The sequence below is a fragment of the Herbidospora galbida genome, from assembly GCF_005233835.1.
GTDB classification, from domain to species: domain Bacteria; phylum Actinomycetota; class Actinomycetes; order Streptosporangiales; family Streptosporangiaceae; genus Herbidospora; species Herbidospora galbida.
In genome coordinates this window covers 25,210-46,102 of the sequence record NZ_SZQA01000039.1, presented here as the reverse complement: position 1 = coordinate 46,102, position 20,893 = coordinate 25,210, and the positions used below count along the sequence as shown (strand labels likewise).

Annotated in this window: 22 protein-coding genes; 16 read left to right on the top strand and 6 right to left on the bottom strand. The window is 72.4% G+C overall.

The window, feature by feature from the left end:
• The first annotated feature begins 62 nt into the window (after window positions 1-62).
• Window positions 63-581, top strand: coding sequence for a hypothetical protein (locus tag FDA94_RS31775; RefSeq protein ID WP_137250755.1), 519 nt, complete (start codon window positions 63-65; stop codon window positions 579-581).
• Here FDA94_RS31775 and FDA94_RS31770 read toward each other — a convergent pair.
• Complete coding sequence (locus FDA94_RS31770; protein ID WP_137250754.1) at window positions 535-1,389, bottom strand: beta-keto acid cleavage family enzyme; 855 nt, start codon at window positions 1,387-1,389, stop codon at window positions 535-537. The two genes, FDA94_RS31775 and FDA94_RS31770, sit on opposite strands and share 47 nt — an antisense overlap.
• A gap of 70 nt (window positions 1,390-1,459) precedes the next feature.
• Between FDA94_RS31770 and kdd the strand changes: the two genes are divergently transcribed.
• The 10 genes from kdd (at window position 1,460) to FDA94_RS31720 (ending at window position 9,825) form a co-directional block, all read left to right on the top strand.
• Window positions 1,460-2,449, top strand: coding sequence for an L-erythro-3,5-diaminohexanoate dehydrogenase (gene kdd / locus FDA94_RS31765; protein ID WP_246060257.1), 990 nt, complete (start codon window positions 1,460-1,462; stop codon window positions 2,447-2,449).
• Entirely contained in the window at window positions 2,446-3,945 is a 1,500-nt protein-coding gene (gene kamD, locus FDA94_RS31760; protein WP_137250753.1) for a lysine 5,6-aminomutase subunit alpha, read from the top strand. Before kdd ends, kamD begins: the two co-directional genes overlap by 4 nt.
• Before the next feature lie 11 nt (window positions 3,946-3,956).
• Window positions 3,957-4,706: a lysine 5,6-aminomutase subunit beta gene (gene kamE, locus FDA94_RS31755; RefSeq protein ID WP_212735595.1), complete on the top strand. Its 750-nt coding sequence runs from the start codon at window positions 3,957-3,959 to the stop codon at window positions 4,704-4,706.
• Entirely contained in the window at window positions 4,703-5,071 is a 369-nt protein-coding gene (gene kal, locus FDA94_RS31750; protein WP_137250751.1) for a 3-aminobutyryl-CoA ammonia lyase, read from the top strand. Before kamE ends, kal begins: the two co-directional genes overlap by 4 nt.
• A gap of 34 nt (window positions 5,072-5,105) precedes the next feature.
• Entirely contained in the window at window positions 5,106-5,543 is a 438-nt protein-coding gene (locus tag FDA94_RS31745; RefSeq protein WP_137250750.1) for a MarR family winged helix-turn-helix transcriptional regulator, read from the top strand.
• 98 nt (window positions 5,544-5,641) lie between these two features.
• A complete protein-coding gene (locus FDA94_RS31740) occupies window positions 5,642-6,331 on the top strand; it encodes a nitroreductase (RefSeq protein ID WP_137250749.1) in 690 nt (229 codons plus the stop codon).
• Window positions 6,332-6,347: 16 nt separating this feature from the next.
• Entirely contained in the window at window positions 6,348-7,241 is an 894-nt protein-coding gene (locus FDA94_RS31735; RefSeq protein WP_137250748.1) for a patatin-like phospholipase family protein, read from the top strand.
• Window positions 7,238-8,443 carry a macrolide family glycosyltransferase gene (locus tag FDA94_RS31730; protein ID WP_137250747.1) on the top strand — a complete coding sequence of 402 codons (1,206 nt, stop codon included), beginning with the start codon at window positions 7,238-7,240 and terminating at the stop codon, window positions 8,441-8,443. Before FDA94_RS31735 ends, FDA94_RS31730 begins: the two co-directional genes overlap by 4 nt.
• Window positions 8,444-8,446: 3 nt before the next feature.
• Complete coding sequence (locus tag FDA94_RS31725; protein ID WP_137250746.1) at window positions 8,447-8,905, top strand: hypothetical protein; 459 nt, start codon at window positions 8,447-8,449, stop codon at window positions 8,903-8,905.
• On the top strand, window positions 8,902-9,825 hold the full coding sequence (locus tag FDA94_RS31720) for a hypothetical protein (protein WP_137250745.1): 924 nt from the start codon (window positions 8,902-8,904) through the stop codon (window positions 9,823-9,825). The genes FDA94_RS31725 and FDA94_RS31720 overlap by 4 nt, the downstream gene beginning before the upstream one ends.
• Here FDA94_RS31720 and FDA94_RS31715 read toward each other — a convergent pair.
• Window positions 9,809-10,414, bottom strand: coding sequence for an SHOCT domain-containing protein (locus FDA94_RS31715; protein WP_137250744.1), 606 nt, complete (start codon window positions 10,412-10,414; stop codon window positions 9,809-9,811). The two genes, FDA94_RS31720 and FDA94_RS31715, sit on opposite strands and share 17 nt — an antisense overlap.
• A 132-nt stretch (window positions 10,415-10,546) precedes the next feature.
• Between FDA94_RS31715 and FDA94_RS31710 the strand changes: the two genes are divergently transcribed.
• The 3 genes from FDA94_RS31710 to FDA94_RS31700 all read left to right on the top strand — a co-directional run bounded on the left by FDA94_RS31710 (window position 10,547) and on the right by FDA94_RS31700 (window position 14,576).
• Window positions 10,547-11,479 (top strand): acyl-ACP desaturase, encoded by a 933-nt coding sequence (locus FDA94_RS31710; protein ID WP_137250743.1) that lies wholly within the window; start codon window positions 10,547-10,549, stop codon window positions 11,477-11,479.
• Between the two features lie 5 nt (window positions 11,480-11,484).
• On the top strand, window positions 11,485-12,018 hold the full coding sequence (locus FDA94_RS31705; protein ID WP_137250742.1) for a DUF1349 domain-containing protein: 534 nt from the start codon (window positions 11,485-11,487) through the stop codon (window positions 12,016-12,018).
• 62 nt (window positions 12,019-12,080) lie between these two features.
• On the top strand, window positions 12,081-14,576 hold the full coding sequence (locus tag FDA94_RS31700; protein WP_137250741.1) for a penicillin acylase family protein: 2,496 nt from the start codon (window positions 12,081-12,083) through the stop codon (window positions 14,574-14,576).
• Here the strand turns inward: FDA94_RS31700 and FDA94_RS31695 are convergent.
• The gene (locus FDA94_RS31695) at window positions 14,573-15,376 is read right to left on the bottom strand and encodes a GIDE domain-containing protein (RefSeq protein WP_137250740.1); all 804 of its coding nucleotides are present in this window, start codon (window positions 15,374-15,376) and stop codon (window positions 14,573-14,575) included. The genes FDA94_RS31700 and FDA94_RS31695 overlap by 4 nt on opposite strands.
• Window positions 15,377-15,556: 180 nt before the next feature.
• On the opposite strand from FDA94_RS31695, the gene FDA94_RS31690 reads away from it, so the two are divergent.
• Complete coding sequence (locus FDA94_RS31690; RefSeq protein WP_137250739.1) at window positions 15,557-15,940, top strand: RidA family protein; 384 nt, start codon at window positions 15,557-15,559, stop codon at window positions 15,938-15,940.
• Here FDA94_RS31690 and FDA94_RS31685 read toward each other — a convergent pair.
• On the bottom strand, window positions 15,937-16,875 hold the full coding sequence (locus FDA94_RS31685) for an alpha/beta hydrolase fold domain-containing protein (RefSeq protein ID WP_137250738.1): 939 nt from the start codon (window positions 16,873-16,875) through the stop codon (window positions 15,937-15,939). The genes FDA94_RS31690 and FDA94_RS31685 overlap by 4 nt on opposite strands.
• Before the next feature lie 35 nt (window positions 16,876-16,910).
• Window positions 16,911-17,228, bottom strand: coding sequence for a putative quinol monooxygenase (locus FDA94_RS31680; RefSeq protein ID WP_137250737.1), 318 nt, complete (start codon window positions 17,226-17,228; stop codon window positions 16,911-16,913).
• Between the two features lie 121 nt (window positions 17,229-17,349).
• On the opposite strand from FDA94_RS31680, the gene FDA94_RS31675 reads away from it, so the two are divergent.
• Window positions 17,350-18,249, top strand: a complete 900-nt coding sequence (locus tag FDA94_RS31675; RefSeq protein WP_137250736.1) for an AraC family transcriptional regulator — start codon at window positions 17,350-17,352, stop codon at window positions 18,247-18,249.
• 6 nt (window positions 18,250-18,255) lie between these two features.
• On the opposite strand, the gene FDA94_RS31670 is transcribed toward FDA94_RS31675, so the two are convergent.
• Complete coding sequence (locus tag FDA94_RS31670; RefSeq protein ID WP_137250735.1) at window positions 18,256-20,631, bottom strand: helicase-associated domain-containing protein; 2,376 nt, start codon at window positions 20,629-20,631, stop codon at window positions 18,256-18,258.
• Between the last annotated feature and the right edge of the window lie 262 nt (window positions 20,632-20,893).

The following is a 20,893-nucleotide window of genomic DNA, read 5'->3' as shown; positions in this document are numbered from 1 at the left end:
CCCACGATCCGTCACCGGCTGCGATTGTTGGTGACGTCGTGTAACCGTCGCCGGGAGGAATCATGATCGTTCCGCTCGTTCTCACCGCGTTGCTCTCCGGCGGTGTCTCCATCACCATCGAGAACGGCGTGACCGAGCTGTCGGGCCGGGTCGAATACACGGTCCAGGTGGTCAACCGGGAGCCCCGGCCGGTGCAGGCCGACGTCCGGATCGCGTTCCCGCCGGGCCTGGCGAACCTGCGCGCCGAGGGCGCGACCCTGTCGACGAACTACGCCGGCTGGGAGGCGCTGCTGCCGACCGGCACGAGCACGTTCCGGCTGAGCGGGCGGGCCGACGGCGGGCGTCCGTCCGACGCCGTCGCCGCCACGGCCTGCGTCTACCTGGAGAACCCGACGCGGCCCGAGGTGTGCGCGAGCGACATCGACACCATCGGGGTCAAGGGCGACTGGAGCGTGCTGGGCGTGGTGGCGCTGCTGATGGCGCTGACCGGAGGCGCGGGCGCGGCCTACCTGCTGCTGCGGACGCGGCGTACCGTCACGGAGCTGGCGACGCCGTCGGACCGGGAGCCGGAGCGGGTCTGATCCCCAGGAAGGCGCGGGCCTCGGTGGTGGTCATCGGGGGGCGCTGGGCCAGCCGGGCCGCGTCGGCCGCGCGGGCGACGAGTTCCTCGTTGCCGCGTACCGGGCGGCCCTTGGCGTAGGTGAGGGTGTCCTCCATGCCGACCCGCAGGTGGCCGCCGCCGGCGAGGGCGGCGAACAGCACGGGGAGCGACGTGCGGCCGATCCCGGTCGCCGACCAGGTGGCCTCCGCCGGCAGTTGGCCGACCGCCGCGGCGACCGTGCGCAGGTCGCCGGTGAAGCCGCCGGGAACGCCCATGACCAGGTCGCAGTGGACCCGCCCGCCCGAGGGCGGGCCGTAGCGGTCGAGCAGGCGGTTCATGGTGGCGACGTGGCCGAGGTCGAACAGCTCGAACTCCGGCGCGATCCCCCTGGCCTGGGTCTCCTGGTAGAGCTCGGCCACGAACCCCCAGGGGTTCATGAAGACGTCGTTGCCGAAGTTCACGGTGCCGCAGGTGAGGGAGCAGGCGTCGGGGGCGGCGTCCAGGACCTTGAGCCGGTCGGCGTACGGGTCGTGCACCGACCCGCCGGTGGAGAGCTGGACGACCAGATCGGTCTCCCGCAGCGCGGCGACCGTCTCCCTGAGCAGCCCCAGGTCGAGCGTGGGCCTGGCCGCGGCGTCCCTGATGTGGACGTGGACCACCGCCGCCCCCGCCGCCTCGCAGGCCCTGGCCGTGGCGACCAGTTCGCCGAGGGTCACCGGCAGGGCGGGCACGTCGGCCTTGGCCGATTCGGCTCCGGTCGGGGCCACGGTGATGAGGGTGCTGGACATACCCGGATATTGCCCCCTTGTTCCGGGGCGGGACAAGATGCTTTCCTGAGTCGAGACTCAGGGAAGGGTGGTGGGACCATTGCCGACGGCCTCTCCGATCGGGCTGCATCGGGTGCTGTCGCCACCGGGCGTGCTCCCTCAGGCGGCCCGGCGGCTCGACGCCTCGCCGGGCCTGTGGCCGGGGGAGACCCGGCTCCGGGTCGAACGGCTGAACCTCGACGCGGCGTCGTACCGGCAGCTGCGCGAGAAGCACCACGGCGACGGCGCGGCGGTGCGCGGCGAGGTGCTGGAGATCATCCGCAGCCGGGGCAAGATGCACAACCCGGTCACCGGGTCGGGTGGCATGCTGGTCGGCGTGGTCGAGGAGGGCCCGGCCTTCCCGGCCGGAACCCGGGTGGCCACGCTCGTCTCCCTGACCCTGACCCCGCTGGTCGTCACCTCGACGAGCTGGGACGGGCGCTCGGAGCAGATCCCGTGCGACGGCCACGCGATCCTCTTCGAACGGTCGGTGGCGGCGGAGCTGCCCGCCGACGTGCCGGTTCCGCTGGCGCTGGCGGTCATGGACGTCTGCGGCGCGCCCGCGCTGACCGAGCGCGTCGTCCGGCAGCGCCGGAATCCCGTGGTGGCCGTGCTCGGGGCGGCCGGGAAGAGCGGCTCGCTCTCGCTGGCCGCCGCCCGTCGCGCCGGGGGCCGGGCCGTCGGCGTGGTCCTCGACGAGCGGGAGGCCGCCGCGATCGAGGGCCTGGCCGACGAGGTGGTGATCGCCGACGCCCGCGACGCCGTCGCCCTGTCGGACCTGAAAGCCGACGTCACGGTCGTCTGCGTGGACGTGCCCGGCTGCGAGCACGCCGCGATCCTGGCCACCCGCGACGGCGGGACGGTGGTCTTCTTCTCGATGGCGACCTCGTTCTCCGCCGCCGCGCTGGGCGCGGAGGGGCTCGGGGCCGACGTCACGATGCTGATCGGCAACGGCTACGCCCCCGGTCACGCGGACCTGGCGCTGACGCTGCTGCGGGAGGAACCCGGCGTCCGGGCCGTGTTCGAGGAGCGGCTGCGATGAAGCTCGGCCTCGACCCCGCCGTGGTGCGCAAGGCGCGCGACCTGGCCGCCCGTGCCGCCGAGCCGGTCATCGAGATGGCCCGCACGCACACGACGGTCTCGGTCGAACGGGCCGTGCTCCGGCTCGCGGGCGTCACCGGCGCCGACGCCGACGGGATCCCGTGGGTCAACCGGATCGTGGACGCCGTACGCGACCAGGTGGGCCTGGAGCACGGTGTCGCGCTGCCCTTCTTCGCGGCCGGGAACTGGCGCTCCCTGAAGTTCGGGCTGCCGACGGGCGCCGAGCGCGACCGGGCGCTGGCGCGGGCCCGCGAGGCGGTCGGCGCGGGTATCGCCCGGATCGACCGCAACCGCGCCGACCGCGACCGGCTGCTCGCCCGGCACGGCGACCCCGAGAAGCCCTGGATCTACCTGATCGTCGCGACCGGCGACATCCACGAGGACATCCCGCAGGCCCAGGCCGCCGCCCGCGAGGGCGCCGACGTCATCGCGGTCATCCGCTCGACCGGGCAGTCGCTGCTCGACTACGTGCCGGAGGGCGCGACCCGCCAGGGGTACGCCGGGACGTACGCGACCCAGGAGAACTTCCGCCTCATGCGGGCCGCCCTCGACGAGGTGTCGGGGGAACTGGGCCGCTATGTCAGGCTGACCAACTACGCCAGCGGCCTGTGCATGCCCGAGATCGCCGCGCTGGCCGGGCTCGAACGGCTCGACATGATGCTGAACGACTGCATGTACGGCATCATCTTCCGCGACATCAACCCCCGCCGGACCTTCGTCGACCAGCGGTTCTCCCGCCAGATCCACGCGCGGGCCGGGATCGTCATCAACACCGGGGAGGACAACTACCTGACCACGGCCGACGCGATCGACGCCGCCCACACCGTCGTCGCCTCGCAGCTGCTGAACGAGCGCTTCGGCCACGAGGCGGGCCTGGCCGACCGGCAGCTCGGCCTCGGCCACGCCTTCGAGATCAACCCGCAGATCCCCGACTCGTTCCGCCTGGAGCTGGCCCACGCGCAGCTCGTGCGGGAGCTCTTCCCGGCCGCGCCGCTGAAGTACATGCCGCCGACCAAGCACATGACCGGCAACATCTTCGCCGGGTACCTGCTCGACGCGTTCTTCAACCTGGCCGGGGTGATGACCGGCCAGTCGATCATCCTCGTCGGCATGATGACCGAGGGCATCCACACCCCCTGGCTCTCCGACCGCGACCTCGCGCTGGAGAACGTCCGGTACGTCCGCCGCGCGGCCGGGGACCTGTCGGAGGACTTCACCCCCGGCCCCTTCATCCGCGAGCGGGCCGCGCGGGTGCTGTCGGAGACCGTCGACCTGCTGCACCGGGTCGCCGACGACGGCCTGCTCGACGCCATCGCCGACGGCGTCTTCGGCGTGACCAAGCGGCCCGCCGACCGGGGCAGGGGCCTCGACGGCGTGGTCGAGAAGGCCGACGGCTACGTGAACCCCGCGACCGAGATCCTGGAGGCGGCCCCGTGACCGTCGAGACGATGAAACAGATCATCCGCCCGTACGGCGACACGACCGGCGACGCGATGATCCAGGTCAGCTTCACCCTGCCGGTCCCGCACGGCCCCCGGGCCGAGCTGGCGGCGCTCCAGCTGGCCGGGAAGATGGGCCTCGACCCGGCGAGCGTCGTGCACAGCAAGGCGATGGGCCCCGACTTCACCTTCTTCATCGTGTACGGCAAGGCGACGCACCTGATCGACTACGCGGGCATCGAGGTCCCCGAGGGGCGGGAGTTCGAGCTGCTGCCCCCGGCCCAGGTCAACGCCGCCGTGCAGAGCGTCCTCGGCCGGCGGCTGGTCGTGGTCGGCGCCTGCATCGGCACCGACGCCCACACGGTCGGCATCGACGCGATCCTCAACGTGAAGGGGTTCGCGGGGGAGAAGGGCCTGGAGTACTACCGGGAGATCGAGGTCCACAACATGGGCGCCCAGGTGGCCGTCGACGACCTCGTGGCGCGGGCGAAGGCGGTGGACGCCGACGCGGTGCTCGTCTCCCAGGTGGTGACCCAGAAGAGCGCCCACATCCACAACACCAAGCAGATGGCCGCCGCCTTCACCGAGGCCTACCCGACCTCCCTGACGGGCGGTCTCGGCCGCCCGCTGCTGGTCGTGGGCGGTCCCCGCTTCGATACGGTGACCCCGTCGGACCTGGGCGTCGACCGGATCTTCGGCAAGGGCACCACCCCGGGTGAGGTGGCGAGCTACCTCGTCCACGCGCTGGTGCGCGAATGAAGGTCACCCACCGGCGCTACGTGCCGGCCTCCCACGCCCACTACGGCGGCTCGCTGGTCGACGGCGCCTACGTGCTGGGCCTGTTCGGCGACGTGGCGACCGAGGTGTGCATCAGGATGGACGGCGACGAGGGGCTGTTCGCGTCGTATCAGGACGTGCAGTTCCGGGCCCCGGTCGTCGCGGGCGACGTGATCGAGGTGACGGCCGAGGTGACCCGGGTCGGCACCCGCAGCCGGACGCTGGCCTTCGAGGCCCGGGTGGTCTGCCGGGCCCGGCCCGATCTCTCGCCGTCGGCGAGCGAGGTGCTCGACCCGCCTCTCGTGGTGACGACGGCCGTGGGCACGGTCGTGGTGCCCGCGAAATAGTATCGAATGAGAATGTTTCGGCTAATATTGTTTCATGAGCACTGACAGTCCCTCCTCCGGTCCGTTCGCCCTCGGCCTGCTGCTGCGGCAGGCGCACTGGCGGGCGGTCACGGTGATGTCCGAGGCGTTCCGCCCTCTGGGCATCGAGCTGCGGCACTTCGCCGTGCTGATCGTGCTGGTCGAGCGCGGGGCCACCGTGCAGCGGGACCTGGCGGTGGCGACGGGGTCGGACAAGGCCGGGATCATGCGGGTCGTCGACGACCTGGAACGCATGGAGCTGGCCGTGCGCAAGGCCGTTCCCGGCGACCGGCGGGTGCGGGCCGTGGAGATCACCTCGAAGGGCGTCGAGCTCTTCGACGCGGCACAGCTGGCGGCCGGGCCGCTGGCCGAGGAGCTGGTCGCCGGCCTGGAGCCCGGTGAGGCCGAGCAGCTCAAGGACCTGCTGGCCCGGGTCGCCTACCCGCCGGAGTAGCCTTCCTCACACTCTCCGAAATAGTATCGATCGATACCATCACGTGTGATACTGTCGTGTATGTAACGAATTAGATACGCGGAGGGGGAGGTGTGATCGTGAACGTCTACGAGGCAGTCACCAGCCGGCGGGCGGTGCGCGGATTCACCGGAAGGCAGGTCCCGAGAGAGGTGCTGGAGCGGGTGCTGGCCGCCGCGGCCTGGTCACCCTCCGGGTCGAACCTCCAGCCGTGGCACGTCTACGTGCTCACCGGCGCCCCCCTGGCCGAGCTCAAGAAGCGCGCGGGCGAACGCGTGGCCACCGGCGACGCGTGGGACGAGCGCGAGTACCCGATGTATCCGTCCGAGCTGAAGTCGCCGTACCACGAGCGTCGATCTGCCTTCGGCCGGGAGCGCTACGGCGCGCTCGGCGTGGAGCGCGACGACTGGGAGGCTCGCCAGCGGGCGGCCGCCGCCAACTGGCAGTGCTTCGGCGCCCCCGCCGCCCTGTTCTGCTACATCGACGCCGACATGGGCCCGCCCCAATGGGCCGACGTCGGCATGTACCTGCAGACCGTCATGCTGCTGCTGCGCGCCGAGGGGCTGCACAGCTGCCCGCAGATGGCCTGGTCGGTCTACCGCAAGACCGTCGCCGAGGTCCTGTCGCCCCCCGAGGGGCTCGTCCTCTTCTGCGGTCTGTCGATCGGCTACGAGGACGTCACGGTGAAGCAGCCCCGCACGGGCCGCGCACCGCTCGACGAGACGGTCACCTTCGTCGGGGACCCGGGACGACGACTCCAGGCTGCGTGACGAGGGAGGACGGATCATGAGGGTCACAGACGCGGGCCTGAGCTCCCTTCCGCGCCCCGTGGCGGTGGCGGTCGGGGGCGGGGGCGTGCTCGGGGCCGCGCAGGTCGGCGTCGGGTACGCGCTGGAGCAGCGGGGATTCGTCCCCGACCTGATCGTGGGAACCTCGGTGGGCGCGCTCAACGGCGCGATCGCGGCCGCCCACCCCGGCCGGGCCGCGCCCTGGCTCGACCGCGTGTGGACCCGGGCGCGGCGGCGCACCGTGTTCCCGTTCGGCTACCCGTCCTCGCGGGGCGGCGTCTTCGCCGATCGCGGGCTGCGCGGCCTGATCGCCATGGCCGGGCTGCCGGCGCGGATCGAGGAGCTGGCGGTCCCCTTCACCGCGGTCGCCATGGATCTGGCCACCGGCGCGCAGGTCCTGCTCGACCATGGAGACCTCGAGTCCGCGCTGCTGGCCAGCGCGGCGATCCCGGGCGTGCTGCCCCCGGTGGAGCGGGAGGGCCGGACGCTCGTCGACGGCGGGGTGGTCGCCTACCTGCCGGTGCTGGCGGCCCGGCAGGCGGGGGCGGCCAGCGTGGTGGTGCTCTCGGCCGGGCCGGCGGGCGTGGCGCAGCGTCCGGCCGGCCTGCCGCGCCGGGCCGGGGCGGTCGCCGCCAGGGCGGGGCTGCTGCTGTGGCAGCACCAGATCGAGCGCGACCTCCGCGAGGTGTCCAGCCGGATCCCGACGGTCGTGCTGCCGACCGGCGTCGACTCCTGGCCCGCGCCGTGGGACTTCAGCCACGCCCAGCGGCTGATCGGGACCGCCTGCCGCGCGGCGGGCCGCTTCCTCGACGGGCTGCGCGTCAGCGGGCCCGGTCTCTACGGGGTCGACGGTCCTCTCGCGGCGGCGGCACATGCGGAGGCCGGCCGATGAGCACCGTCGCGTTCGTCAACCTCGCCATGCACGGGCACGTCAACCCGACGCTGCCGGTCGTCGCCGAACTCGTCCGGCGGGGCCACTCCGTCAGCTACCACACCTCGCCCGCGTTCGCGCGGAGCGTCGAGGCCACCGGCGCGGGCGTGCGCCTCTACACCGGGGGCGACCGGCCGCTGCCCGGCCCGCCGATGCCGCTCACGCTGCTCGACGGGCTCGCCCGCACCACCGTCGAGCTGCTGCCCTCGGTCGTCGCCGACCTGCGGGAGATCCGGCCCGACCTGGTCGTGCACGGCGCGGCCTGCCCGTGGGGCGCGGTCGCCGCCTGCGAGCTCGGGGTGCCGGCGGCGGCGCTGTTCACCACGTTCGCGTTCGACCGGCGCACGCCCAGCCCCACCCGCGCCTCATGGGACCTGCTGGCCTCCGCCGTGGCCCGGCCCGCGAACGCCTGGGGCTACCTGCGCTCGCGGTGGGGGCTGCGCCGGCTGCCCCTGCTCGACCTGGCCAACGTCCGGCAGCCGCTCAACCTGGTCTTCACCTCGCGCGCGTTCCAGCCCGGCGCCGGCTCCTTCGACCGGTCCTACCGGTTCGTCGGCCCGAGCCTGGGCGCCCGTCCGCCCGACCCGTCGTTCCCGGCCGACCGGCTGCGCGCCCCGGTGCTGTACGCCTCGCTCGGCACCGTGTTCGACGGCGGCTCCCGGCTGCTGCGCACCTTCGCCACCGCGCTCGCACCGCTGGGCGGCACCGTGGTCGTCTCCACCGGAGCCACCGATCCGGCCGCGCTGGGGCCGCTGCCGGGCAACGTGCTGGCCCGCCGCTTCGTCCCGCAACCGGAGGTGCTGGCCCGCGCCGCGCTGTTCGTCACCCACGGCGGGATGAACAGCGTCAACGAGGCCATGTACGCCGGGGTCCCGATGCTGGTGGTCCCCCAGGGCGCCGACCAGCCGCTCGTGGCCCGCCGGGTCGTCGAACTCGGCGCGGGCCTGTCGATCCGTACGCGGGACGCCAGCGAGGAAGCCGTGCGCGCCCTGGCCCGGCGGGTGCTCGGCGAACCGGGGTTCCGGGTCGCGGCCGACGCCCTGCGCGTCGCCCAGCGCGAGGCCGGCGGCTATCCGCGCGCCGCCGACGAGATCGAGCACCACCTGCGCCGGGTCGGCCGGCTCCGGCGGCCGGTCACCGCGGACTCGCCACGGGAGCGCTGACCGATGTCACCCGTCGTCGTCGTCCTGCTGCTGCTCGCCGGGCTGTCCGAGGCCGCCGGGCGGATCCTGCCCATGGTCGCCCGCCGGCCCGGCGGGTCGCGGTCGCACGCGGTCCTGCTCCTGCTGTCGGGCGCGGTGGTCGAGGGAACCGCGTTCGCGCTGTGGCCGCTGACCGCATGGACCCTCGCCGGACTGGTGCGCCCGGCCCCGATGTCGGACGTGTCCGCGCTGACCTGGACGCCCGGCCTGCTCGCCCCGCTGCTGCTGGCCGCCGTTCTGGCGTTCCCGCTGCTCGGGCCGCTGCTGCACCTGTTGCTTTTCGTGGCGGCCGGGGTCGGCCTCGTCGCCCCGCTCGCCGCGACGACGGGCCTGGGCTGGTGGGCCGCCGCGGCCTGCGTGGCCGTCGCCGGAGCCGGACTGGGCGCCGCGATCGAGGCCGTGCGGCGGCTGGTGATCGCATGATCGAGCTCCCGCTGTTCCTCCTGGTGCTCGGCCCGGTCCTGCTCGCGGAGGCGCTGCTCGCCCGCTACGAGGTGCTGGCCTACACCGCCGGCTGGCGGACCCCCACCACCGAGCTTCCGCACGGCATGCCCTACGCCCGGGGCGCCGACCCCGACCGTCCTCCGGCCGCCTACCTGGTCTATCTCGACGGCATCGGCAAACGCCGCTTCCGCGACACCCGTGACGGGGGTCAGCTGGTCAAAGCCGTGATCGACGGCGCGCCGGAGCTGCGGGTACTCGGTCAGGTGCAGCCCTACTCGCCGCTGGCCGACCCGCTGGCCGACCGGCCCGTGTGGGAGTGGATCCGCCGCCGCGCCGGGCTCCTGCTGTTCCTGCACAACGTCATGCAGATCTTCGTCGCCGCCGACTGCCGGTACCGCCCCCTCTACAACGGCGCCGTGGGCGGCCAGATCGCCGGGCAGCTGCGCCTGGCCGGTTACCGGCCCGGCAGCGGCGTGCCCGTGGTGCTGCTCAGCTACAGCGGCGGCGCCCAGGTCGCCACCGGAGCGGTCGAGGAACTCCACGCGCGGCTCGGCGTCCCGATCCTGCTCATCACCATCGGCGGGTTCCACAACGGCGCCAACGACCTCACCCACGCCTGCCGGCTGCACCGGCTCACCAGCGCGGCCGACGTCATCGAGCGGGTCTCCGTATGGATCTTCCCCCAGCGCTGGCCGCTGTTGCGGGGCAGCGGCTGGAACCGGGCGGTCCGGGCCGGGAAGGTCACCGCGCACCGGCTCGACCCGGCCACCCACATGGGACGGCGCAGTTACCTCGACCCGGCCGCGCGGCTGCCCGACGGCCGTACCTACCTGGCCCGCACCGCCGGAACCGTGATCGCGCTGATCCGCGCGCACACGGGCTCTAGTGCTTGTCCATGACGTCGGACTTCAGCCGGTCGAACTCCTCGTCGGAGATGGCGCCCGACCGCCGCAGCTGGTCGAGCTGGGCCAGCCGCTGGATGACCGCGTCGGCGCCCGTCGCCAGCGGCGGCACCGGGCCGACCCGCATGCGGTGGGCCAGCGTCTTGAGGTCGTCGAGGATCAGCGGCCGGCCCGGACGGTCGGGGCTGTAGGCGATGGTCAGGCGGGTGCCCGGCGGGACCGGCCAGATGGTCGACTGCCTCAGTTCCATGCCCGGCACGTCGGGGACGTGCCCGATCAGCCGGTACATGAGCTGGTTGTTGACCCGCACGCCGGTCGGCACCACGTCGGTCACCACGGCCTCGGCGCGCAGGCCGCTCTCGCGCAGCGCGCGTTCGCGGGCGTCGGTGCGCCGCCACGCCGCGATCGTCAGGGCGAGCGCCACGACCACGGCGAGGGAGAGCGCTCCGAAGACGAAGGACATGGTGAGGTTGGCCTGCGAGCCGGTGTTCGTCCACAGGACGTACATGAAGACCGCCAGAGGCAGGCTCCAGATCAGTTGAAGACCGACCGACAGACCGATCCAGATGCGTGCACCTTTGGGCATGTGCCGCACATTACCTCGGCAAGCATCGGTATCTACAAGAACTGCGGCGCTTGCTTGTGCGCGGGGTCGAACCTTTCACCACAAAGCTACGCTAGCGTAGGTTACGAAAACGTAAGTATGTGGGGAGCTGAGATGGCGCGCGCACTGACGCAGACGGAATTCCTCATCGAGCTGGAACCCGTCGTCGAGGAGAATCTCAACCGGCACCTGGGCGTGGCCAAAGAATGGTTCCCCCACGAGTACATCCCGTGGGACGACGCCCGCACCTTCGACGGCATCCTCGGCGGCACCGCGTGGCGGCCCGAAGACTCCACGATCCCCGACGTCGCCCGCACGTCGCTGCTGGTCAACCTGCTGACCGAAGACAACCTGCCGAGCTACCACCACGAGATCGCGACCACCTTCGGCCGCGACGGCGCGTGGGGCACCTGGGTCGGGCGCTGGACGGCCGAGGAGGGCCGCCACGCGATCGTCATCCGCGACTACCTGATCGCCTCGCGCGCCCTCGACCCCAAGGCGCTGGAGCGGGCCCGCATGGCGCACATGGAGAACGGGTTCCAGACCGAGTACGACACCATGCTCGGCCAGCTCGCCTACGTCTCCTTCCAGGAGCTGGCGACCCGCATCGCGCACCGCAACACCGGCAAGGCCTCGGGCGACGAGACGTGTGAGCGCATCCTGGCCCGCGTCGCCGCCGACGAGAACCTGCACATGCTCTTCTACCGCAACCTGCTCGGCGCGGCCCTGGAGCTCGACCCGAACCAGACCATGCGCGCCATCACCGACGTGGTGACCTCCTTCCAGATGCCCGGCGCCGGCATGGCCGGGTTCGCCCGCATGTCGATGGCCATCGCCCACGCCGGCATCTACGACCTGCGCTCGCACAAGGACGAGGTGCTGATGCCGGTCCTGCGCCAGTGGAAGGTCTTCGAGCTGGAGGGCCTCGACCCCGAGGGCGAGAAGGCCCGCCAGGAGCTCGCCGAGTTCCTGGACAACCTTGAGGTCACGACGCGGAAGTTCGAGGAGCGGAGAGAGGCCAGGCGGGCCCGCGAAGCGGCAAAATAGGCCATATGTGGATCAATGAGCCTGCGAGCTGGACCGCCGACGGAGACACCCTGACCTTCTCCGTCACCGGCGAGACCGACCTGTGGCGGCAGACGCACTACGGCTACACCTACGACACCGCGCCGATGTACGGCCGCACCGTCGAGGGCGACGCCAAGGTGCGGGTCACCTTCACGGCCGACTACGCCGAGCAGTACGACCAGGCCGGGGCCATCCTGCGCGCCGACGAGAACAACTGGATCAAGGCAGGGGTGGAGTTCGTCGACGGCGCCCTCCAGATCAGCGCCGTCGTCACCCGCGACTTCTCCGACTGGTCGGTGATGCGCGCCCCCAAGGGCACCACCTCGGTCACGTTCGAACTCGTCCGCGAGGGCGACTCCGTGCACATCAACTGGGGCGTCGACGGCGGGGAGCCCGTCACGCTGCTCCGGCTGGCCTACTTCCCGCCCGGCGTGCCCGCCCTCGCGGGCGCGATGGCGGCGGCCCCGGTCGGCAAGGGCTTCCAGGTCGACTTCTCCGAAGTCGTGATCACCGGCTAGGTACCAGAACACCCTTCCGGACCCGCATACTGTGATGCGCACATGAGCGGGAAGGTCCGGGAATGGTGAGATTCGCTCCGTACAAGAGGTTCTCGTGGCCGCTCCGCTGGTCGTTGCGGATCCTCACGACGCTTCTCGTACTCGCGCTCGTCGCGGTCGGCGGGGTCGTCTGGGTGGTCCGCGCGTCGTTCCCGCAGACCGACGGTGAGCTGCGGCTGCCGGGGCTCACCAAGGCGGTCACCGTACGGCGCGACGCGTTCGGCGTGCCGCAGATCTACGCCGACACCGCCGCCGACCTGTTCCGGGCGCAGGGCTACGTCCACGCCCAGGACCGGTTCTGGGAGATGGACTTCCGGCGCAAGACGACGGCCGGGCGGCTGTCGGAACTGTTCGGCGACTCCACCCTGGAGATCGACAAGGTGGTCCGGACGCTCGGCTGGCGCCGGGTGGCCGAACAGGAGGTCAGCCTCCTCACCCCGGAGGCGAAGGCGGGACTCGACGCCTACGCCGCCGGGGTGAACGCCTGGATGAAGGACAACGAGGGCTACACGGCCAAGAGCCTCGAGTACGCCGTCCTGAAGCTCACCAACGCCGACTACGAACCCGAGCCGTGGACGCCGGTCGACTCCCTGGCGTGGCTGAAGGCGATGGCCTGGGACCTGCGGTCGAACATGGACGACGAGATCGAGCGCGCCGTCGACGCCGCGACCGTGCCGAGGGAGCGGGTCGAGGAGCTGTTCCCGCCCTACCCCTACGACCGGCACCGGCCCATCGTCACCACGGGCGGCGTCCGCGACGGCGAGTTCACCTCGGGCGAGCGCGCGACCGCCGCGGCCGACGCCCTGCGGCGCGTCTCGAAGACGCTGAACGCCGTGCCGTCGCTGCTGGGCAGCGGCGGCGACCCCAAGGGCATCGGCTCCAACTCGTGGGTGGTGTCCGGCAAGCACACCGACACCGGCAAGCCGCTGCTGGCCAACGACCCGCACCTCGGGCCGAAGATGCCCTCCATCTGGTACCAGGCCGGGCTGCACTGCCGGACCCTGTCGGCCGACTGCCCCTACGACGTCTCCGGCTTCACCTTCTCCGGCCTGCCGGGCGTCGTCATCGGCCACAACCGCACGATCGCGTGGGGCTTCACCAACCTCGCCCCCGACGTGGCCGACCTCTATCTGGAGCGGGTGCGCGAGAACACGTACGAGATCTCCGGCACCTGGGCGCCGCTGGAGACCCGCACCGAGCGCATCGAGGTCGCGGGCGGGACCCCGGTCGAGCTGACCGTGCGGACCACCCGGCACGGCCCGATCGTCTCCGACGTCTTCGAGCCGGTCGCCGGGCTGAAGACCACCGGCGTGGAGGTCGCGCTGCGCTGGACCGCCCTCGACCCCGGCAACACCGGCAACGCCATCTTCCTGCTCGGCAGAGCCACCGACTGGGAGGAGTTCCGTAAGGCCGCGGCCCAGTTCGAGGTCCCGTCGCAGAATCTCGTGTACGCCGACACCTCCGGCAACATCGGCTACCAGGCCCCCGGGAAGATCCCGGTCAGGTCGGGCGGCGACGGGAAGTGGCCCGCCGAGGGCTGGACCGGCGAGCAGGAGTGGACCGGCTTCATCCCGTTCGACGAACTCCCGACGGCGTTCAACCCCGACGAGGGCTTCATCGCGACCGCCAACAACGCCGCCGTCGGCCCCGGCTACAACCACTTCCTGACCGACGACTGGGCCTACGGCTACCGCTCGCAGCGCATCGCCGACCGCATCACCCGGGCGGCGTCGACCGGCAAGATCACCAAGGACGTCATGTCGGCGATCCACCGGGACACCTACAACGGCCTGGCCCCCGTCCTGGTCCCGCACCTGGCGCGGATCGGCGGCGCCGACACGGCCCTGTTCACCGGCTGGGACTTCACCCAGGAGAAGGACAGCGCCCCGGCCGCCTACTTCAACGCCGTCTGGCGCAACCTCCTCTCCCTGACCTTCGACGACGAGATCACCGAAGACCTGCGCCCCGGTGGCAACGACCGCTGGTGGGAGGTGGTGAGGCGGCTCCTCGACGACCCCTCCGACACGTGGTGGGACGACGTGAGGACGCCGGGGGGCGAGCAGCGCGACGACATCCTGCGCGCGGCCCTCGCGGCGGCCTCGAAGGAGCTGCGCGGCACGCTGGGCGACGACCCGAAGGCGTGGACGTGGGGCGACCTGCACACCCTGGAGCTCACCAACGAGACCTTCGGCACCAGCGGCATCGGCCCCATCGAGTGGCTGTTCAACCGCGGCCCCTACCGCCTGTCGGGAGGCAAGGACGCCGTCGACGCCACCGGCTGGGACGCCGCGTCGGGCAACTACGAGGTGAACTGGGTGCCGTCGATGCGCATGGTCGTCGACCTGGCCGACCTCGACGCCTCGACGTGGGTCAACCTGACGGGCGCCTCGGGCCACGCCTTCGACGGCAACTACGCCGACCAGGCCGACCTGTGGGCCGAGGGGAAGACGACCCCCTGGCCCTTCACCGAGGAGTCGGTGCGGACCGCCACCACCGACGAACTCACCCTGACGCCCTAGAAGACCAGGGTGAGCAGGTAGAAGAACAGCGACAGGCCCGCGATCACCGTCAGTCCCAGCCTGACGGCGCGGGCCAGCCGCTGGTCGGCCTTCTTGTCCAGGATCAGCTGATCGCGGCCGATGACCGAGACGATCAGCTTGGCGTTCGTGCGTCTCGGCCGGCCGATGACGACCTGCCCCGCACGGTCGCTCGCCTCTCCCTGGACGAACAGCGGCACCCCCGGCGTGAGGATGTGCTCGCGGATCTCGTAGGAGATGGTGCGGCTGTCGTCACGGGTCTTGGCGGCGGCGTTGAGCACCTGCTCGGGGACGGCGCGGCTCGAAGAGCCGAGCTCCGACCGGGCGTAGTCGGCGAAGTGGGAGCCGACCGTGCCCTCGGGCCGGTTCGCGCCCAGGGAGACCGCCACGGAACCCGACTCGTCGGTGAGGAGGAACCGGTCGGTGCTGTGCCGGTGGCCGAGGTGTTCGGTGACCCTGGTCGGCTGCGCCTTGTCGTCCTTCTCCGCCGGTTCCCGCCAGTAGACCCGGCTGACCTGATACTCCCACCAGACGCATTTCCGTCTGCTGAGCGGCGCGGTCATCAGCCCGCCGGGGCCCTCGGCCGTCACCCCGTTCACCTGCACGGTCTCGCCGAACGAACCGCCGGCCTCCCGCGCGGTGGCGGCCAGCGCCGCCACGTCGGCGCAGCTCATCTCCGACAGGCGGGCCATCTGCCGCCAGTCGGACCGGAAGACCAGCTCGGCGACGTAGGCGACCCCGGCGAAGAGCAGGAAGACCACGGCCGTGACGATCCACCACATGTCCGCCCCCGTTCTCCGGTGGACTCCATCGTGCGACGGGGCCGGGGAGATCGGGAGGACGGCGCCGGGCGCGCGGGAGTGGTAAATGCCTTTCGCAACGGTCCGGAAGGGTCACCCCGCAGAGGCTGCGGTGGGCGCGGCGTGACCACACGCGGCGCGACCGGACCGTAGAACGGAGCCATGAGCAGGGAAGTGATCCACGCCGACGGCGTGCCCGCGCCCGGGGGCGCCTACTCGCAGGCCGTCGTCGCCAACGGGTTCCTCTACACGGCCGGCACCGGGCCGCACGACCCCGTCACCGGGGAGGTCGTCGGCGACGACGTCGCCGCGCAGACGCGGCAGGTGCTCGGCAACCTGCGGGCGCTGCTGGCCGCGCGCGGCCTCGACTTCTCGGACGTCGTCAAGGTGACCGTCCACCTCGCCGATCTGGCGCGGGACTACGAGGCGTACAACGCCGTCTACGAGTCGACGATGATCCGGCCGTTCCCGGCCAGGACCACCGTCGGTTCGACGCTCGACCGCAAGCTCGTGGAGATCGACATGGTGGCCGTGCTCCGCGATTAGAGGAGCCGGTCGAGCCACGCGGTCCGGGTGCGGCGGGCCTCCGCGGAGAGGGCGGCGGCCGGAAAGAGGGCGTCGAAGCCGTGGAAGCCGCCGTCCCAGACGTGCAGATCGGCGCGGCCTCCGGCGGCCCAGATGCCGCTGGCGTAGGCGACGTCCTCGTCCCGGAAGACCTCGGCGGACCCGGCGTCGACATAGGCCGGCGGGAGACCGGACAGGTCGGCGGCGACGGCGGGGGAGACATAGGCCGGGACGTCGTCGCCGGTCAGATCGCCGAGCACGGCCCGCCAGCCGTAGGCGTTCATCTCGCGGCTCCACACCCCCGGGCCGGTGAACTGGCGGGTGGACGTGGTCGCGTCGCGGTGGTCGAGCATGGGGCAGATCAGCACCTGGGCGGCGAGCGCGGGCCCGCCCCGGTCGCGGGCCAGCAGGGCGACCCCGGCGGCCAGCCCGCCGCCGGCGCTGATGCCCGCCACGACGATCTTCGCCGGGTCGGCCCCCAGGCCGGCGGCGTTCTCGGCGGTCCAGGCCAGCGCCCGGTGACAGTCTTCGACGAGGGTCGTGCCGGTGACGTCGGGGGCCAGCCGGTAGTCGACGGTGACGACGACCGCGCCGAACCGGTCGAGCCACTCCAGCGGGATGTCGAGGTTGGCGAACCGGTCACCCATGATCATGCCGCCGCCGTGGATCCAGACGACGCAGGGCGCGTTCACGGCGCCGGGCGGCACGAGCACGGTCAGCGGGATCTCCGCGCCGTCCTCGGCGGTCACGGTGACCTCCCGCCGCTCGACGTCGCGGCCGTCGAGCAGGGCGTCGAGGGGAGCCGACGGGAGGCCGCGCAGCGTCGCGACCACCTCGGGGGTCAGCTCGGGCATGAGCGGCAGCTCGGCGGACAGGGCACGGAGTTCGGCGTCGACGACGGGCCGGACGGGGGTCATCAGGGGTCCTTTCACAGGTGTTTCGGAGGGGGAGGTCAGAGGGCGGCTTTGCCGTGCACCGGGGTGAGGTCGGTGTAGACGGACTCGCCCGCCAGCAGCGGGGCGATCCGGGCGACCATCGCCTGGGCGGTCTCGCCCGCGAACTGGCGGTGGTGGTCGGCCTCGGTGGTCCAGCCCTCGGTGACCTGGACGACGTCGGGGTCGGTGGCCGAGCGGCTGACCAGGTAGACCAGGCAGTGCTCGCTCGCGGCGGGGGAGCCCTCGTCGAGGCCCGTCAGGAGGAGGGCGACCAGGTCGTCTCCCCGGCCGGGCAGGGCGGTCATGGTGGCGGTGAAACCGTAGGCGGCGGTCATGCTCATTCCTTCGTTCGGTGCGGCTTGCGTTGCTTCCATTACACGGCCTTCCCCCATGTCAGAGGTAGAACGATGCTCGCCGCCTCTTGCCCGATCCTCTCGAAGGCGGTGTAATCGTGCGATGAGCATGGATGAGCTGCGCGGCCTGCTGAACCGGCACGCCCGTCCCGACATGACCACCCCCATCGACGGGGTGCTCGTCTCCAGGGTCGGGCGGTCCGAGCCGCCGGAGACCTCGATGTCCGGGACGGTGCTGGCGGTCATCGCGCAGGGGGAGAAGCGGCTCGCGCTCGGCGACCGCGTCTACGACTACCGCGCCGGGCAGTATCTCGTCGCCTCCGTCGACCTGCCGGTGACCGGCCACTTCGTCGGCGCGACCCGGGAGGAGCCCGCGCTCGGGTTCGGGCTGGTGCTGCGGCCCGAGGCGGTGGCCGAGGTGCTGCTCTCGGCCGGTGCCGGCGACGTCCCCCGCGAGCCGGGCGGCGCGGTCTCGGGGCTGGCGGTCAGCGACGTGTCCGCCGAGCTGCTCGACGCGGTCGTCCGGTTGCTGCGGCTCATCGAGCGGCCGCGCGACCGGGCGGTGCTCGCGCCCCTGGTGATCAAGGAGATTCTCTGGCTGGTCGCGAGCGGGCCGCAGGGCGGTGCGGTGCGGCAGCTCGGGCTGGCCGACAGCGGGCTCAGTCACGTCGCGCGGGCGGTGCGGTGGATCAGGGAGCACTACGCGCAGCCGTTCCGGGTGGAGGAGGTGGCACGGCTGTCGGGCATGAGCGTGTCGGCGTTCCACCGCAACTTCCAGGCGGTCACCGCGATGAGCCCGATCCAGTTCCAGAAGCAGATCCGGCTCCAGGAGGCCCGGCTCATGCTGGCCACCAGCCCGGGCGACATCGCCGGGGTGGGGCACCGCGTCGGCTACGACAGCCCGTCGCAGTTCAGCCGGGAGTACCGCCGCCAGTTCGGCACGCCGCCCAGTCAGGACGCCACGTTGCGCCCGGCCTCCAGGGCGGTGGCCGCTCTGCCGTGACGGAAGCTAGGAAGCCGTGACGGACGCGATCTCGTTGAGGGGGAACTCCAGGTAGTCGCCGGCCTCCTCGCACCACGCGTCGAGGACGCCGCTGTGGAGTTCGCCGTGGCTGACGGTGGCCGTCACCCCGTCGGACAGGGTGATCAGCGCGCGGACGCCGCGGTCGACGACGAAGCCCAGGAGCGACTGCTGGGCCGTCGGCAGGCGGCTGGCCAGGCGGCCGATCAGCGCCCACGTGTGACCGCTCTGGCGGCCGTCGTCGCGGCTCTTGATCAGGCGCTTGGCGTGTTCGTGGGGGTCGGGCGGGGGCTCGGTCAGCAGGGGTGGCGGTTCGAGCTCGGCCACCCGGCCGCCCGGCAGCAGGATCAGCCGGCCGCCCTGCGGTTCGCGGCGGATCTCGATGTCGCCGGTGTCGTTCACCGGGACGGGGGCGTAGCCGGCCTCGCGCAGCGCCCGCAGGGTGCGGTCGGCGGGGGCGTTGCTGGCCAGCACCGTCGGGGCGAGCTGGCGCAGGCCCAGTTTGGCCAGCTTGCGGTGCCCGGCGATCTCGGCCAGCAGCCCCGGGTCGGAGCCCTGCACGATGCAGCCGACCGAGGTGACGGTCACCTCGCCGTGGCGGCGGGCGACGTCGTTGATGAGGTAGACGAGCGGCTGGGGCAGGGTGCCGACCTGGGAGAGCTCGTCGAGCAGCTCGTCGGCGGTCGACCCGGCGTCGAGCGCGCGGCGCACGGTCGCGGGGCTGAACCGCCAGATCGACGCCGCGCCCTTGGCCTCGCGGGTGGCGACCCGGTCGAGCAGCGAGGCCAGCTCGACCGCAGGGGGACCGGTGACCACGGCGGTCAGGTCGGCGCCGAACAGGGCGGTGCGCTGCGCGCTGGCCAGCGCCCGGGTGGAGCAGTCGGCCAGCGCCGGGTCGTGCTCGACCTCGGGGGCGGAGTCGTCGTGTTCGTCGCCGGCGACCGAGCCCAGGGAGGCCAGGGCGCGGCCGAGGTCGGTGAGGGAGTCGCAGGCGGTCAGGCCGAGCAGCCGCGACTCCTCCAGGATGCCGGGCGCCGACTCGGCGAGCAGTTCGCGGTCGAGCAGCGGCGCCCGCCAGTGCACCGACTGCACGAGCTCCTGCAGGGTGGCGAAGCCCTGGCCGGGCTCGACGTCGGTCAGGGCGCCGAGTACGGCCCGGCGGATGCGGGCGAGGGTCTCACCGGCGGGGTCGTCGCCGAGCACCACCGGATAGCGGCCGTCGACGCGGCGCAGCGGCGAGCGCTCCATCCGCCACCAGGCCGCCAGCAGCACCCGCAGCCGGTGGGGGGCGTCTTCGAGCCGCCAGGCGTCGAAGCGGTCGGTCGGCACCAGGCCGCCCGCCTTCTCGTCGAGGGCGAGCAGCCGGGCCACCGCGCAGACCTCGATCAGCAGCCGGGTCTCCTCTTCGGAGGTGCCCGTCTCCTTCGCCACGCGGCGGATCTCGCGCACGCCCACGCCGCCGTTCTTCAGCAGCGGCAGGGTGGTCTTGTCGGCGTTCTCCAGCAGCGCGGTGGCGCGGTCGAGCAGGTGGGGCGCGGCCAGCGCCATCGCCAGGTCGACGGCGTCGCGGTCGACCGGGATCGTCGCCAGGTCGGGGGGATAGGGCGTGAACGGGCCGTGGTATTCGGGGCCGCGCAGGCCGAGGGCGACCTCGCGGGGCATCTCGGCGACGTCCCACTGGGTGCGGAACAGCAGGCCCCGGTCCTGGGCCCACTTCTCGGGGGTGCCGGGGTTGACGAAGCGGTTGCCGTCGACGCTGCGGACCGGGCCGTCCCAGGCGAAGTCGTCGAGCAGCCCGACGGTCCCCTCGGGGGCGGTGGAGAGCAGGTCGCCGAGCTTGTCGGGGTCGCCGAGCAGCGCGGTCACCCGGGCCGTCATCTGGCGCTTGCCGCCCGCCGGGGGGATGCCCAGCGTCCGGCACATGCGCCGCAGCCCTTCGGCGTTCAGCGCCCACGACTCCAGGTATTGGGCCAGCGGTTCGCCCAGGCCGCACGGGGCGGTCCACCAGCGGGCCACCGCCTCGGCCAGGTGGATGCGGCCGTCGGGGCCGGGCCAGGCCAGGGCGCAGTCGTAGAGCCGGTCGAGCCACGGGATCACCTCGGAGGTGGACACGCCGAGGAACCGGGCCAGTTCGTCCTCCGTCGGGCGGCCGCCGATGACCAGGCACGCCTGCAGGAGTTCCAGAGGGGGCAGCGGGAGGCCGCGCATGACCTCCATGACCGCGAACGTGTTGCCGAGCCGCTGCGCGAGCGCATCGATCCGCCGGGGCCAGGGCGGAGCGATGGCGTCCGGGCGGTTGGCCAGGACACGCGCGAGACGGTCTTCGTCGAGAGTTGTCAGCCAGGCGATTAGGTGATCGTCCATCACAGATCTCTCAGGGCCTCGGGAAGCCGCGGTGGTGGAGACGCACGTGAGATCAAGATATTCGGCACCCTGGGCGACGAAAAGGTCATTCTCCTGTTCTCCCTCCTCCCCGCGAAGAGTGCTGGACTCCACCTCAGCACAGGATCACGCGATCGGAAGGCGATCCCGGATACTCGATGGGGAATTCCTGGCCACGCGTTAACAGTGGTCTCAGAAGCATCAGGAGAGCGAGACGCGGCCGGCCTCCGGCCGGCCGTGGCTC

Coding starts and splice junctions, on each gene's coding strand:
- FDA94_RS31775 (WP_137250755.1), top strand. CDS start 63: ATGATCGTTCCGCTCGTTCTCACCGCGTTGCTCTCCGGCGGTGTCTCC.
- FDA94_RS31770 (WP_137250754.1), bottom strand. CDS start 1,389: ATGTCCAGCACCCTCATCACCGTGGCCCCGACCGGAGCCGAATCGGCC.
- kamD (WP_137250753.1), top strand. CDS start 2,446: ATGAAGCTCGGCCTCGACCCCGCCGTGGTGCGCAAGGCGCGCGACCTG.
- kamE (WP_212735595.1), top strand. CDS start 3,957: ATGAAACAGATCATCCGCCCGTACGGCGACACGACCGGCGACGCGATG.
- kal (WP_137250751.1), top strand. CDS start 4,703: ATGAAGGTCACCCACCGGCGCTACGTGCCGGCCTCCCACGCCCACTAC.
- FDA94_RS31745 (WP_137250750.1), top strand. CDS start 5,106: ATGAGCACTGACAGTCCCTCCTCCGGTCCGTTCGCCCTCGGCCTGCTG.
- FDA94_RS31735 (WP_137250748.1), top strand. CDS start 6,348: ATGAGGGTCACAGACGCGGGCCTGAGCTCCCTTCCGCGCCCCGTGGCG.
- FDA94_RS31730 (WP_137250747.1), top strand. CDS start 7,238: ATGAGCACCGTCGCGTTCGTCAACCTCGCCATGCACGGGCACGTCAAC.
- FDA94_RS31725 (WP_137250746.1), top strand. CDS start 8,447: ATGTCACCCGTCGTCGTCGTCCTGCTGCTGCTCGCCGGGCTGTCCGAG.
- FDA94_RS31720 (WP_137250745.1), top strand. CDS start 8,902: ATGATCGAGCTCCCGCTGTTCCTCCTGGTGCTCGGCCCGGTCCTGCTC.
- FDA94_RS31715 (WP_137250744.1), bottom strand. CDS start 10,414: ATGCCCAAAGGTGCACGCATCTGGATCGGTCTGTCGGTCGGTCTTCAA.
- FDA94_RS31710 (WP_137250743.1), top strand. CDS start 10,547: ATGGCGCGCGCACTGACGCAGACGGAATTCCTCATCGAGCTGGAACCC.
- FDA94_RS31705 (WP_137250742.1), top strand. CDS start 11,485: ATGTGGATCAATGAGCCTGCGAGCTGGACCGCCGACGGAGACACCCTG.
- FDA94_RS31700 (WP_137250741.1), top strand. CDS start 12,081: ATGGTGAGATTCGCTCCGTACAAGAGGTTCTCGTGGCCGCTCCGCTGG.
- FDA94_RS31695 (WP_137250740.1), bottom strand. CDS start 15,376: ATGTGGTGGATCGTCACGGCCGTGGTCTTCCTGCTCTTCGCCGGGGTC.
- FDA94_RS31690 (WP_137250739.1), top strand. CDS start 15,557: ATGAGCAGGGAAGTGATCCACGCCGACGGCGTGCCCGCGCCCGGGGGC.
- FDA94_RS31685 (WP_137250738.1), bottom strand. CDS start 16,875: ATGACCCCCGTCCGGCCCGTCGTCGACGCCGAACTCCGTGCCCTGTCC.
- FDA94_RS31680 (WP_137250737.1), bottom strand. CDS start 17,228: ATGACCGCCGCCTACGGTTTCACCGCCACCATGACCGCCCTGCCCGGC.
- FDA94_RS31675 (WP_137250736.1), top strand. CDS start 17,350: ATGAGCATGGATGAGCTGCGCGGCCTGCTGAACCGGCACGCCCGTCCC.
- FDA94_RS31670 (WP_137250735.1), bottom strand. CDS start 20,631: ATGGACGATCACCTAATCGCCTGGCTGACAACTCTCGACGAAGACCGT.